15 protein-coding genes are annotated in these 12,928 nt (G+C 37.2%); 1 reads left to right on the top strand and 14 read right to left on the bottom strand.

Translation table 11 applies throughout. The features are described from left to right. Positions 1-78 precede the first annotated feature (78 nt). From rplS to smc, 10 genes are all read right to left on the bottom strand, one after another. Entirely contained in the window at positions 79-423 is a 345-nt protein-coding gene (gene rplS, locus GMJ66_RS03990; RefSeq protein WP_156289045.1) for a 50S ribosomal protein L19, read from the bottom strand. A 141-nt stretch (positions 424-564) separates the two neighbouring features. Further along, positions 565-1,296 carry a tRNA (guanosine(37)-N1)-methyltransferase TrmD gene (gene trmD, locus GMJ66_RS03985; RefSeq protein ID WP_156289044.1) on the bottom strand — a complete coding sequence of 244 codons (732 nt, stop codon included), beginning with the start codon at positions 1,294-1,296 and terminating at the stop codon, positions 565-567. Then, entirely contained in the window at positions 1,296-1,811 is a 516-nt protein-coding gene (gene rimM / locus GMJ66_RS03980; protein WP_156289043.1) for a ribosome maturation factor RimM, read from the bottom strand. The genes trmD and rimM overlap by 1 nt, the downstream gene beginning before the upstream one ends. Before the next feature lie 19 nt (positions 1,812-1,830). Then, entirely contained in the window at positions 1,831-2,220 is a 390-nt protein-coding gene (locus tag GMJ66_RS03975) for a YlqD family protein (RefSeq protein ID WP_156289042.1), read from the bottom strand. 91 nt (positions 2,221-2,311) lie between these two features. Then, positions 2,312-2,539, bottom strand: a complete 228-nt coding sequence (locus GMJ66_RS03970) for a KH domain-containing protein (protein WP_156289041.1) — start codon at positions 2,537-2,539, stop codon at positions 2,312-2,314. Positions 2,540-2,559: 20 nt separating this feature from the next. After that, positions 2,560-2,826 carry a 30S ribosomal protein S16 gene (gene rpsP, locus GMJ66_RS03965; RefSeq protein ID WP_156289040.1) on the bottom strand — a complete coding sequence of 89 codons (267 nt, stop codon included), beginning with the start codon at positions 2,824-2,826 and terminating at the stop codon, positions 2,560-2,562. A gap of 345 nt (positions 2,827-3,171) precedes the next feature. Beyond that, positions 3,172-4,515 (bottom strand): signal recognition particle protein, encoded by a 1,344-nt coding sequence (gene ffh / locus GMJ66_RS03960; protein WP_156289039.1) that lies wholly within the window; start codon positions 4,513-4,515, stop codon positions 3,172-3,174. Positions 4,516-4,528: 13 nt separating this feature from the next. After that, positions 4,529-4,846, bottom strand: a complete 318-nt coding sequence (locus tag GMJ66_RS03955) for a putative DNA-binding protein (protein ID WP_156289038.1) — start codon at positions 4,844-4,846, stop codon at positions 4,529-4,531. 84 nt (positions 4,847-4,930) lie between these two features. Further along, positions 4,931-5,944, bottom strand: coding sequence for a signal recognition particle-docking protein FtsY (gene ftsY / locus GMJ66_RS03950; RefSeq protein ID WP_156289037.1), 1,014 nt, complete (start codon positions 5,942-5,944; stop codon positions 4,931-4,933). 15 nt (positions 5,945-5,959) lie between these two features. Continuing rightward, positions 5,960-9,526: a chromosome segregation protein SMC gene (gene smc / locus GMJ66_RS03945; protein WP_156289036.1), complete on the bottom strand. Its 3,567-nt coding sequence runs from the start codon at positions 9,524-9,526 to the stop codon at positions 5,960-5,962. A gap of 283 nt (positions 9,527-9,809) precedes the next feature. Between smc and GMJ66_RS03940 the strand changes: the two genes are divergently transcribed. Continuing rightward, positions 9,810-10,034: a DUF1128 domain-containing protein gene (locus tag GMJ66_RS03940; protein ID WP_156289035.1), complete on the top strand. Its 225-nt coding sequence runs from the start codon at positions 9,810-9,812 to the stop codon at positions 10,032-10,034. Between the two features lie 73 nt (positions 10,035-10,107). On the opposite strand, the gene rnc is transcribed toward GMJ66_RS03940, so the two are convergent. From rnc to fabD, 4 genes are all read right to left on the bottom strand, one after another. Further along, positions 10,108-10,794: a ribonuclease III gene (gene rnc / locus GMJ66_RS03935; RefSeq protein WP_156289034.1), complete on the bottom strand. Its 687-nt coding sequence runs from the start codon at positions 10,792-10,794 to the stop codon at positions 10,108-10,110. A gap of 64 nt (positions 10,795-10,858) precedes the next feature. After that, a complete protein-coding gene (gene acpP / locus GMJ66_RS03930; protein ID WP_156289033.1) occupies positions 10,859-11,095 on the bottom strand; it encodes an acyl carrier protein in 237 nt (78 codons plus the stop codon). Positions 11,096-11,246: 151 nt separating this feature from the next. After that, positions 11,247-11,987 (bottom strand): 3-oxoacyl-[acyl-carrier-protein] reductase, encoded by a 741-nt coding sequence (fabG, locus tag GMJ66_RS03925; RefSeq protein WP_156289032.1) that lies wholly within the window; start codon positions 11,985-11,987, stop codon positions 11,247-11,249. Next, positions 11,987-12,925, bottom strand: a complete 939-nt coding sequence (fabD, locus tag GMJ66_RS03920; RefSeq protein WP_156289031.1) for an ACP S-malonyltransferase — start codon at positions 12,923-12,925, stop codon at positions 11,987-11,989. Before fabD ends, fabG begins: the two co-directional genes overlap by 1 nt. Positions 12,926-12,928 lie beyond the last annotated feature (3 nt).

The raw sequence follows: 12,928 nt of genomic DNA, 5'->3' as shown, positions 1-12,928 counted from the left end.
TCCTTTTTCATCACTGTTATACAGTTCCATTTTATTCGTCTAGCATCTGTGTAAACTGACACTTCAGCTATTGAATTATTATCGGCGTTCTTTAATACGTGCAGCTTTACCACGTAGATTACGTAAGTAGTATAATTTCGCACGACGTACTACACCACGACGAGTTACTTCAATCTTATCAACACGAGGTGAATGTACTGGGAATGTACGCTCAACACCTACACCATAAGAAATTTTTCTTACTGTAAATGTTTCACTGATTCCACCGTTTTGGCGTTTAATAACAACACCTTCAAACACCTGGATACGCTCACGAGTTCCTTCCACAACCTTAACGTGAACTTTTACCGTATCACCAGGGCGGAATTCAGGATGGTCTGTGCGTAATTGATCTTTCGTAATGTCTGCAATTAATTGTTGCATCCTACTTCACTCCTTCCAAACTAATGCTCATCATTCTTTTAAAGAACAGCGGAACATCGTTTTACGGCCTAAACGTACTTAAGCACAATAATTAATATATCATAACAAAATTATTTGTTCAACTATATTTAGCGTATTATTTTACTTTTCCTGCCATCTATTTAATAGCTTTTTATCCTCTTCCGAAAGATTGATGAAATCCAATAAGTCCTTGCGGCGATCATATGTTCTTTTTAACGATTGTTCCCTGCGCCATGATTCTATTTTTGCATGATTTCCTGATAATAGTACATCTGGTACTTTCATTCCACGAAATTCAGCAGGGCGGGTATAATGAGGATGTTCCAGCAATCCGGTTGAAAATGAATCCTGTGGTGCCGATTCTTCGTTTCCCAGTACCTCTGGCAGCAAACGAACCACACTGTCGACAACAACCATAGCACCCAATTCACCACCAGTTAATACGTAATCACCAATCGATATTTCATCTGTCACCAAGTTCTCTCTAATTCGTTCGTCATAACCTTCATAATGCCCGCAAATTAAAATTAGATGTTCCTCTTCTGCCAATTGTTCTGCTTTTTTTTGACTATATGTTTCTCCTTGTGGACACATCAGGATAATCCTTGGCTTTTTCTTAGTTTTTTTTGTAATGGATTCAACCGCATCAAACACTGGCTGCGGGGAGAGAACCATTCCAGCTCCACCACCGTAAGGATAATCATCTACTTTATTGTGTTTATTTTTTGCATACTCTCTAAAATTCACAAGATTATAGGTGAACTGACCTTTATCATGTGCTTTTTTTAATATCGAGTTATGAAATACACCTGTAAACATTTCAGGAAACAGTGTAAGTACATCAATTTGCATTAATCAAGCAGTCCTTCCATCGGTTCAATTACAATTTTTCTGTCATCAATATGAACATCCTTCACTACTTCTTCTATATAAGGAATTAAGATATCCTTGCCTTTTGGCTGTTTCACTACCCAAACATCGTTTGCACCAGGTGACAGGATTTCCTTTACTTCCCCTAGTCGTCTGTCGTCTGTTGTAAACACGTCACAACCAATAATCTCGTGATAATAATATTCGTTTTCCTCTAACTTGGATAGCTGGTCCTCTGATATTTTCAAATGAAACCCTTTAAAATTCTCCACATCATTCAGATTATTATATCCCTCAAAATGAAGAAGATCATATCCCTTATGTATTCGGTGCCCATCAATAACTAATTTTAATTGTTCCCCATTTTCTTTCACTAAATAAACAGTGTTTCCTTTTTGAAAACGATCTTCAAAGTCACTAATACGCAGGACCTTTACTTCACCGCGAATTCCATGCGTATTAATAACTTTTCCAATATTAAACATTTTTATAGTCATTTTATCACCTGCTGTTTCTCTATTTATCAATACGAACAATAACACCATCTTTTATAATGATTGCTTGTTCGCTCATTATCTCATCCCAATGCGTACCTTCCGAGACTTCAACAAGAGCCTCAACCTCTTTTTCAAGAATTTCACTGCCTAGTTCAAGCATTTCCAATTGCTCTGTTTTAAAATCAACGAGTTTTATTTTTTCCCGACGTTTGTTAATTTCTTTTTGAAAACGTCGGGTAATTTCCTGTTTGGAAATACCGGATTTGTTTTGCAGTTTTCGTTTTTCAAACAGTAATTGTTGACACTCTTGTTCAAGTCGCATTTTCTCTTTATAAAAATTTTCCTTTAATTTCTCCTTGCTTTTCTCTGTGACAATTTGCTTGATCAGGACTTTTTTCAATATTTCCAACGCTCTCTCCTCACTCTCACAAAAGGTCTATAAAAACATATGGAAGAATGTAGAAAAGGGAAAGAAAAACTCAATGGTCCCTTTCCCTTGTCTACATAATATCTAAGTAAATGCGCTTTTCCCCATCTGTTTTAGCTGCGTAAACAACTGTACGAATCGCTTTTGCAATACGACCATTCTTGCCAATCACCTTTCCCACATCGTCTTGATGAACCGTTAGATGGTAAACAATTTTTGTACCTTCTTCTTTTTTTGTCACCGCAATATCTTCCGGGTGATCAACAAGTGGTGTAACAATAGATTCAATTAGGGCTTTCATGATATCACACTACTTTGCTATTAATTTTTCTGTTCGTGGAATTTTTTCATGATGCCTTCTTGTGAGAATAAGTTGCGAACAGTATCACTTGGTTTTGCGCCTTTTTTCATCCAATCAAGTGCTTTTTCCTCATCTATTTTAACTTCAATTGGATTAACAACCGGGTTGTACGTTCCAATCTGTTCGATATTACGTCCATCACGAGGAGAACGTGAATCAGCTACAACGATACGATAAAAAGGATTTCTTTTAGATCCCATACGTTTTAAACGAATTTTAACTGCCATTTTTTTAGCACCTCCATAAAATGTTTTTCACAAGATATGATTCTAACAGATATTTTCATGTCTGTAAAGTGTTTTTCCATTACACAATGAAAAAAGTATAAATTCTAAGCAACTCCCACTTTATTTAAATCGCTCTTATCGATAGTGTTGTTACTTTTCACCCTAACAATTGATATAAACTACGAACTAACTTCATATAATGTTGGAGTATCAGCATAACGCTACGGAAATAACAGGACGCGCACCTTAGGGCGACCCGTGAGCCTCCTCGCGCTGTCTCGTCCTTAGGGGTCTCACTCTGGTCACTGTTCCCGCAAAAACAACAATTTATTGGAAAACAGCCATTTACATAAACGGGAAGTTCATGCCTTTGCCTTTTTTTCCTTTTTGCATGTTGGTCATCTGCTTCATCATTTTCTTCATATCATTAAATTGTTTAAGTAATCGATTGACTTGTGAGACAGTTGTACCTGAGCCTTTTGCAATCCGCTTTTTGCGGCTTGCATTAATAATATTTGGTTCCTGTCTTTCCTTTTTGGTCATCGACTGGATAATAGCTTCCACATGGGAAAGCTGTTTCTCATCTATTTGTGCGTTCTTTAAGCCCTTCATTTTATTGGCACCAGGAATCATATTAATCAATTCATCCAATGGCCCCATATTTTTCACCTGTCCCATTTGCTCTAAAAAGTCATCAAATGTAAAGGACATTGTGCGCATTTTTTCTTCCAGTTCTTTCGCTTGTTTCTCATCCACATTGGCTTGAGCCTTTTCAATCAGTGAAAGTACATCTCCCATTCCTAGAATACGGGAAGCCATTCGCTCCGGATGAAAAGGTTCCAGCTCATCTAACTTTTCGCCCATCCCTGCAAATTTAACCGGTTTATCGGTTACTGCTTTAATAGACAGTGCTGCACCACCACGAGTATCCCCATCAAGCTTAGTTAATACAACACCAGAAAGATCCAGCTGCTCATTAAAACTTTCCGCAACATTTACGGCATCCTGACCAGTCATAGCATCTACCACAAGGAAAATTTCTTCGGGTTTTACATTTGCTTTAATTTGCTGGAGTTCTTCCATTAATTCAGAGTCTACATGCAAACGCCCGGCCGTATCAATAATGACATAATCATTATGCTCTTCTTTCGCTTTTTCTATTGCTTTTGTTGCGATATCTACAGGGTTTGCTTCTGTTCCCATAGAAAATACGGGCATATTTAATTGCTCGCCTAAAGTTTCCAACTGGTTAATTGCTGCAGGTCGATAAACATCACAAGCGACAAGAAGTGGGGAACGATTATGCTTCTTGCGCAAATGATTTGCTAATTTACCTGTGGTCGTTGTTTTACCAGCACCTTGCAAACCGACCATCATAATGACAGTAGGCGGACGATCAGCAACTGCAATCTTGCTTTGCTCACCACCCATTAGAGCAGTTAATTCTTCTTTTACAACTTTGATGACTTGTTGACCAGGCGTTAAACTTTCCATCACTTCTTGTCCGACAGCACGTTCTTTAATTCGTTTGATTAAGTCTTTTACGACCTTAAAATTAACATCTGCTTCCAGCAATGCAAGGCGTACTTCACGGGTCATTTCCTTTACATCTTGCTCAGAAACTTTACCTTTGCCTGTAATTTTTTTTATCGTACTTTGCAGGCGTTCGGCCAATCCTTCAAATGCCATAGAAGGTGTCCTCCTAATCTATTTCTTTTAATTGTTGTATAAAAGATAACATGCTTTCATCCGAAGTAGACTTTTCCATTTTCTCTAATATCTGTCCACGCTTAAGAAATCTTTCATACAAATGTAATTTTTCTTCATAGGATTCAAGCATCGACTCGGTACGTTTGATATTATCATATACAGCCTGCCTCGATACTTGATATAATTCGGATATTTCTCCTAGCGAATAATCTTCTAAATAGTACAATTCCATATAATTACGTTGTTTAGAAGTTAACAATGCTTGGTAAAAATCATATAGATAATTCATCCGGGTTGTTTTCTCTATCAAAACGCCACCCCTTTGTTAAGTGAATCTCCTTTACATAATATCATACCGGAATATGTATATCTGTCAAGGGAATCCTTTTCTTTATCAAACATCCTTTTGTTCTTCTTCACTGTCTTCCATCATATCAGCGAAAAGTCCATACACAAATGCATGGGCATCAAATTGCTGCAGGTCATCCACTTTTTCTCCAAGGCCAACAAATTTCACTGGAATATTTAATTCATTACGTATTGCCAAAACAATACCACCCTTAGCTGTACCATCTAATTTCGTTAAAACGATACCTGTTACATCGGTAGCCTCAGAAAATGTTTTTGCCTGGCTTAATGCGTTTTGGCCTGTTGTCGCATCTAATACCAATAATACTTCATGCGGAGCACCAGGTATTTCCCGCTCAATGACGCGTTTTACTTTTGCTAGTTCGTTCATTAAATTTACTTTATTTTGGAGTCTGCCAGCTGTATCACAAATTAATACATCTGCTCCTCTTGATTTGGCAGCTTTAATTCCATCAAATATAACTGCAGCAGGGTCACTTCCAGCACTTTGCTTAATAACGTCTACACCTGCGCGTTCACCCCAAACCTCAAGCTGTTCGATAGCACCTGCGCGAAACGTATCACCAGCAGCGAGAACAACATTTTTTCCTTGTGTCTTTAATTGATGTGCTAATTTACCAATGGAGGTTGTTTTCCCAACCCCATTCACACCAACTACTAAAATAACAGATAACTCATCCTCTTTGACCTTTAATTTCTCAATCTCTTCATTTTCATCACCATAATAAATTTCCACCAATTTTTCAGAAATAACGTTTTTAACTTCTTTGGTATCCTTGATATTCTGACGCTTGACTTCCATTTTTAATTCATCGATCAAATCCATAACAGTCATAACACCAACATCAGCAGAAATGAGGACTTCTTCCAGTTCCTCAAAAAAGTCTTCGTCCACTTTTCGATATCTGGCAATGAGATCGTTGATTTTTCCTGAAAAAGTATTACGGCTCTTTTTCATACCCTCTTTATATTTTTCACTTATCTCTTCTGTTTCCTTGTTTTGTGTAAATTTACTCTTCAATTTGTCCATAAATCCCATAATTGTTCTACCTCCTTAGGAATTAATTAATTCTTTCGTATCTTCCAGTTTTACGGAAACTAAGCGGGACACACCAGATTCCTGCATCGTTACACCATACAATACATCCGCCTCTTCCATCGTACCTTTTCGGTGTGTAATCACAATAAATTGTGTTTTTTCACTGTACAGCTTAATATACTTGGCAAAACGAGTGACATTCGCCTCGTCCAATGCCGCTTCCACTTCATCTAAAATACAAAATGGTACAGGCCTTACCCTTAAAATGGCAAATAACAGGGCAATAGCTGTCAGAGCACGTTCCCCACCTGAGAGCAATCCAAGATTTTGCAGTTTTTTACCTGGAGGCTGGGCAATAATATCTACCCCCGTATCCAATAAATGGTTTGGGTCGGTTAATTTCAATTCAGCATGCCCACCACCAAATAACTGTTTAAATACAACTCCAAATTCTTCTTTAATTTTTGAAAAGGTCTCATCAAAGCGTTTCATCATTTCTTCGTCCATTTCAGAAATAACGGAAAACAGCGTTTCCTTTGCTTCTACTAAATCATTCCTTTGATCCGATAAAAATTTATATCGTTCTGAGATTCGATCATATTCTTCAATGGCTCCTAAATTAATAGTACCTAATCGTTCAATTCTAGTTTTCAACTCTTGCACTCGTGCTTTGGATTGATCCATATCTACTGCTTTTTCATAGAGCTGGGCTGCCTTTTCATAGGTAATGATATATTCCTTCTGCAGGTGATTTAAACGATTTTCCAAATCAACATCCAGGCGATTTGCTTGTACTTCCTTTTCCTGAATCATTTGCACAAAAGCTTGATGTTTTTTATTTTCTTCTTTCAATTCCCTCTCCTGATCCTGTATCCATTGTGTTAGTTTAGCACGATCAGATCGTTTTTCTTGAATGGAATTGGTGATTTCCGCTTTTTTCTTTCGATTTGAAAGCAGCATTTGCTCTATTTCTTCTTCTGTTTCTTCGATGTGATTCATCTCCAGCAGGGTATCTAAATCTTTGGTATAAGAATCATATTGTTGCTGTAATTCCGTCAACTGGTCGTTAACCACAGTTACTTTATCTTTTTGACTTTTCACTCGTTCTTCCTGCTCAGCTAAGGAAACTTGATACTGATGCAGTTCATTTTGCATCGTTTCCTGATTATCCTTAAATTGTGCTTCTTGTACGGTTAATCTGTCAATTTTCTTTTGAATCGTCTCTAATTGTTCTTTTACGTGAGCCAAGTCATCTGTTAATTGTTTATCACGTAACTCTAAAGAATTCCCATCCTGAATATATTGTTTTTGATCCTGATCATAGATATACAGATTATCGTTTAATGAATCCAGTTTTAGTTCCATTTCTTTATACTCAGTTTTAAGTTTTTGCAATATTTGCTGTTCATGCAAGATCACTTCTTCTTCACTTTGAAGTTGTTTTTCTGTGTCTGTAATTTGCTGTTTTTGTTTTTGAACCTTCTGCTCAAACAACAAAATCTTTTCCTGGAATTCATCTATTTTTTCTGTTAATTCCTGAATATCCTTTTCCCTGGAAAATAAGGATTGATTTGTCTTCTTTAATGCACCACCCGACATAGAACCACCAGGGTTGACCACATCGCCATCCAGTGTTACCACTCGAAATCGACGTTGTACCATTCGTGCAATTTCATTGGCATCTTTTAGTGTTTTGGAAATGATTACATGCCCCATGAGATGATTAACGGCCTTTTGATAAATCAAGTCTGACTTTACCAGGTCTGCTGCAATTCCAATAAAACCTGGATGGTTTTCAATTTGTAAAAGCATGTCTTTTGAAACAAAACGCTCTTGAATCGATTCAATCGGCAGAAAGGTTGCACGGCCATTATTCGTTTTCTTAAGCCATTGAATCGCGTTACGTGCTGCTAAGTCATGCTGCACAACAATATGCTGTGCTTGTCCGCCAAGAACCGTTTCAATTGCCGTAATATACGTTTTAGGAACATCAATTAATTCAATCACTGCACCATGAATATGCTCTAAAGCATTTTGTTCACGTGCCTTCAATACAGCCTTTACCCCTTGGAAAAACCCTTGAAAGTCTTCTTTCATTTCTTCAAGCATTTCTCTTTTGGACTTTAGCTTTTCAATATACTGATATCCTTGGTAAAGCTTCGTCTGGGATTCCTGAAAATCATTTCTTTCCTTTTCTAAATTGGCTTTTAAATCTTTTACCATCTCTTGCTTTTCAGCATATAATTTTTCCTGTTTTTTATGTTCCTCTTCCATTTGATGTTTCTTTTCTGTAAGTTCATCTCTTAATTTTAATAAATCCTGAAACTTTGCAGCTTGTTTATCTTTTTTTCCTGAAATTTGCTGGAGTTGCTGTTGAATAGATTGCTTCTCATTACGCATAGCAGCTTGCTTATTCAGGTATTCAATATAATCCGATTTAAGTTCTTCAATTTGATCGGAAATGGACTCCTCGCTCCATGTTAATTTCTCCTCCAATTGTTTAACCTGTTGCTTGGTCTTTTGTCTCATTTCCATTAGATCGGATAATTTGTTTTGCTCCTGAACTAGCTCTTCATGTAGTTTTCCAATATTCTCTTCTGTATCATTTTTTTGTAATTCCAGCTTTTTTCTGTTCTCATCAAAATGTTTCGTTCGCTCATTTAAAAGTTGCTTTTTACCTTCGTATTTTTCTAATTGTTCCGTTGTGAACAGCAGCTCCTGTTGAGATTTCTCAATTTCTTCATCCATTTTATCTATTTGCAATCTCTGTTTTTCGATTTCGGATTCTTTTTGCTGAATGGATGTCTTTAGCTGCAGTTCTTCCGACTTTTGTTCATTAATACTTTCCAGCAGCAACTGCCATTCATTGTGCAGTTTTTCGATTTCAGCAATTAAAAATGAGATTTCTTCCTGTTTTAGCTCTTCTTTTAGCTCTAAGTATTTTTTGGCAGTTTCGGCTTGTTCTTGAAGCGGATTAATTTGCTGTTCAATTTCGTGAATGATATCTTCCACACGATTTAAATTTTCCTGTGTTTCTGCCAGTTTATATTCGGCTTTCTTTTTTCGTTGTTTATATTTTAAAACCCCTGCAGCTTCTTCAAATATCGTACGTCTTTCCTCTGCCTTGGAACTTAAAATTTCCTCTACTTTTCCTTGACTGATAATGGAGAATGCTTCACGTCCGAGCCCGGAATCCATAAACAAGTCAATAATATCTTTTAAGCGACAGGATTGTTTATTTATATAAAATTCACTCTCTCCAGAGCGGTAAACTCGTCTAGTCACACTAACTTCATCGTAATCTAACGGTAATGAATGATCTTCATTATCCAGTACGAGTGTTACTTCGGCAACATTCAACGGTCTTCTTGTATCACTGCCCTGGAAGATAATATCCTCCATTTTAGACCCACGTAAAGATTTAGCGGATTGTTCACCAAGTACCCAGCGAATAGCATCCGTTATATTACTCTTACCGCTTCCGTTTGGACCAACCACAGCAGTAACACCAGGAACAAATTCAACACTGATGCGTTCAGCAAATGATTTGAAGCCCACACTTTCTAACCGTTTTAAATACATATACATTCTCCTAGTTTTCAGAAAAACTTGGCACCCGCCTTCTTTAGCGAATGCCTCTGTTTCATTAATACTTACACCATAAACCTTTACTTTTATTAGTACGCCGTTAGAAAATTTTATGGTTTTATTCTTACGTAATTAAATTTGTTGATTTTCCATTCTTTTTTTAGAAAAACATTGGCTTTTTACCGCATTTATTTTATCATAAAGTTATTAACAAAAGAAGTGTAGAACTGATACATAACGTATTTGCAACTTATAAAAATAAAGGAGGTACATGAAGATGAGTTTAGAAACCGCATCACAGGAAAACCTTAAAATTCTCCTTGATGAATTGGCTGACCGGCTAAATGTCGTAAATCGAGGTCTTTTGGATGCAGAAGATTATGATCTGAATAAGTATGAAGACCTAAAATTAATGTATGATATTGTTGTACAAAAAGGCAGACTTAGTACATCGGAAACCCAAGCATTTGTAGAAGAATTAGCAACCATAAGAAAAAAATAACCATGTATAAAAGGCTGTTATTCCAAACGAATGACAGCCCTTTTAATCTAATCTTTCAATATTCATTAGTAAATTATGATTCATTATATTGATCAAGCGCTTTTTTAGCTGCCCGCTGTTCTGCTTCTTTCTTTGTTCTGCCAACACCTTTTCCAACCACTTGTTGATTAATTAATACATTTGCAATGAATTCTTTATTATGAGATGGACCTTTTTCATCCACAATTTTGTATTCAATCAATCCATTCCTATACTGTTGAACATATTCCTGTAATTGACTTTTATAATCCATCGCATGCGAAAAAGTACCTGCTTTGATTTTCGGAAAAACATGCTCTTGTAAGAATGTTAAAGCTTGTTCAAACCCTTGATCCAAATAGAGTGCTCCTAAAAATGCTTCGAACACATCTGCTAAAATAGCCGGGCGTTCTCTCCCGCCAGTCCGCTCTTCCCCTTTTCCTAATAACAAATAATCCCCGAAATGAAGATCTTGTGCAAACCCCATTAATGAAGGCTCACAAACGATAGCTGCCCTTAGTTTTGTCATTTCGCCTTCAGGCATTTTTTCATTATTACGATACAGGTATTGAGAAACACCCAATTCAAGAACGGCATCCCCTAAAAATTCCAAGCGCTCATTGTCCGAAAATACTTCTTTCCGATGCTCATTCACATAAGATGAATGCGTAAAAGCCTGTTTGATTAATTCGTGGTTATGAAAAGAAAGGTTTAATTGTCTTTCCAGTCGTTCAACATCCATATCTGTCACCTCTATGCAAAAGATACGGAAAGTCCCGCAAGGATTGCGGGACTTTCACTATTCATTAGGATTGTTTACTGTTTATGTAATTAACAGCATCCCCTACTGTATTAATATTTTCCGCTTCCTCATCAGCGATTTCCATATCAAATTCATCTTCAAGCTCCATTACAAGCTCAACTACGTCTAATGAATCTGCTTCAAGATCATCCTTAAAAGATGCTTCTAGCGTAATTTTATCTTCTTCCACATCAAGACGATCTACAATAATAGCTTTTACTCTGTCGAACACATCTGCCATCATACTTCACCTCCCTTCAAGTAATTGGAAAGGGCTATACAAAAGCTTATCCCCTCTAAACACATAAAACGTCTCATAGCTGAGATATTATACTATCATAAGTCTCGGTAAATGTACTAGTAAAAACTAACACATTTTATATATTTGTGAACTACATAACCATTCCGCCGTCAATATGAATCGTCTGTCCAGTGATGTAATTTGCATCATCTGAAGCAAGAAAACGAACCACTTTTGCAACATCTTCTGGCTGTCCCAATTTTGCCAATGGAATCATATCCAGCATGCCATTTTTCTGTTCGTCAGTTAACTCATCTGTCATGTCTGTTGCAATAAATCCAGGTGCAACAGCATTCACCAATATATTTCGTGAAGCAAATTCTTTTGCCGTTGTTTTCGTCATACCGATGACACCAGCTTTTGCAGCTACATAATTAGCTTGTCCAGGATTGCCGGCTACGCCAACGATGGATGCTACATTAATGATTCTTCCTGATCTCTGTTTCATCATTTGACGAGAGACAGCCTTTGTGCAAATGAATACCCCTTTAAGGTTCGTGTTAATAACTTGGTCAAATTCTTCCTCTTTCATTCGCATTAATAAATTATCTCTTGTTATACCAGCATTATTTACTAAAATGTCTAAACTTCCAAATTGTGAGGTAACTTCCTTAACCATTGCCTTTACTTCTGATTCACTAGCAACATTAGCCTGTACTTTACATGCTTTCACGCCAAGTTTTTCTATCTCTTCTACCACTTCTTGTGCTTTCTGTTCACTACCAGCATAGTTCACCGCAACATTAGCACCCTGTCTGGCCAATTCCAATGCAATGGCTCTTCCAATACCACGGGATGCACCGGTTACTAGCGCATTTTTACCTTGTAACATTAATGTTCCTCCCTATACCATGAAATAAACTGATCCATGGACTCCATATTTTGAACAGCAAATACTGGCATTCTGCGGTTTATTTTTTTCAATAAGCCAGAAAGTACTTTGCCATTCCCAACTTCAACAAATGCATCGACACCTTGTTCGATCATATTCCGAATCGATTCTTCAAACCTTACTGGTGAGTACAACTGTTTGATAAGAAGGTCTTTTATTTCATGCTTATCCGTTACAGGACTTGCTGAAACATTTGCAAATACTGGGATCTTTGCGTCGTTAAATTCAATTTGGTCCAGGTAGCTGGAAAACTCTTCATTTGCTGCTTTCATTAATCGGGAATGGAATGGTCCACTGACATTTAGTGGGAGAACTCGCTTGGCACCCTGTTCTTTCAAAAGACCTGATGCTTGCTCTATCCCTTCTTTAGAACCAGAGATGACAATTTGACCTGGACAATTTAAATTGGCAATATCAACGATTTCATCTGTTATTGCTTCCAATGCCTTTTCTATTTCTTCTTTTTCCAAACCAAGTACCGCAGCCATGGTACCTTGACCTTTAGGAAAAGCGTCCTCCATTAATCTGCCACGAGTAGCTACCAGGGGAACAGCATTTTCAAACCGTATGGCATCTGCTGCGACTAATGCACTGTACTCTCCTAAACTATGACCAACCGTCATTACAGGTTCGATTCCTTCTTTTAATAGTAATTGATGGATAGCCACACTGGACAATAATAATGCAGGCTGGGCATTTTCTGTTTCTGTTAGTGACTCCTTGGGACCTTCGAACATTAACTTAGTAATATCTTTATCTAATAGGTTATTTGCTTGATGAAAAAGGGCTTGTACCTCGGGATAGGCATCATAAAATTCTTTACCCATTCCAATATCCTGGGAACCCTGACCCGGAAACATAAATGCAACACGTTTCATCAT

Origin of the sequence: Oceanobacillus salinisoli, from assembly GCF_009733865.1 — a bacterium.
GTDB classification, from domain to species: domain Bacteria; phylum Bacillota; class Bacilli; order Bacillales; family Amphibacillaceae; genus Oceanobacillus; species Oceanobacillus salinisoli.
Note: the sequence above shows the minus strand (reverse complement) of the source record. Positions and strands in the feature narration are given on the sequence as shown.

Bases quoted from the DNA above. Each gene is read 5' to 3' on its own strand.
- fabD (WP_156289031.1), bottom strand. From the start codon at position 12,925: ATGAAACGTGTTGCATTTATGTTTCCGGGTCAGGGTTCCCAGGATATT.
- GMJ66_RS03940 (WP_156289035.1), top strand. From the start codon at position 9,810: ATGAGTTTAGAAACCGCATCACAGGAAAACCTTAAAATTCTCCTTGAT.
- ftsY (WP_156289037.1), bottom strand. From the start codon at position 5,944: ATGGGATTTATGGACAAATTGAAGAGTAAATTTACACAAAACAAGGAA.
- rnc (WP_156289034.1), bottom strand. From the start codon at position 10,794: ATGGATGTTGAACGACTGGAAAGACAATTAAACCTTTCTTTTCATAAC.
- fabG (WP_156289032.1), bottom strand. From the start codon at position 11,987: ATGTTACAAGGTAAAAATGCGCTAGTAACCGGTGCATCCCGTGGTATT.
- ffh (WP_156289039.1), bottom strand. From the start codon at position 4,515: ATGGCATTTGAAGGATTGGCCGAACGCCTGCAAAGTACGATAAAAAAA.
- GMJ66_RS03970 (WP_156289041.1), bottom strand. From the start codon at position 2,539: ATGAAAGCCCTAATTGAATCTATTGTTACACCACTTGTTGATCACCCG.
- rpsP (WP_156289040.1), bottom strand. From the start codon at position 2,826: ATGGCAGTTAAAATTCGTTTAAAACGTATGGGATCTAAAAGAAATCCT.
- rplS (WP_156289045.1), bottom strand. From the start codon at position 423: ATGCAACAATTAATTGCAGACATTACGAAAGATCAATTACGCACAGAC.
- rimM (WP_156289043.1), bottom strand. From the start codon at position 1,811: ATGACTATAAAAATGTTTAATATTGGAAAAGTTATTAATACGCATGGA.
- trmD (WP_156289044.1), bottom strand. From the start codon at position 1,296: ATGCAAATTGATGTACTTACACTGTTTCCTGAAATGTTTACAGGTGTA.
- acpP (WP_156289033.1), bottom strand. From the start codon at position 11,095: ATGGCAGATGTGTTCGACAGAGTAAAAGCTATTATTGTAGATCGTCTT.
- smc (WP_156289036.1), bottom strand. From the start codon at position 9,526: ATGTATTTAAAACGGTTAGAAAGTGTGGGCTTCAAATCATTTGCTGAA.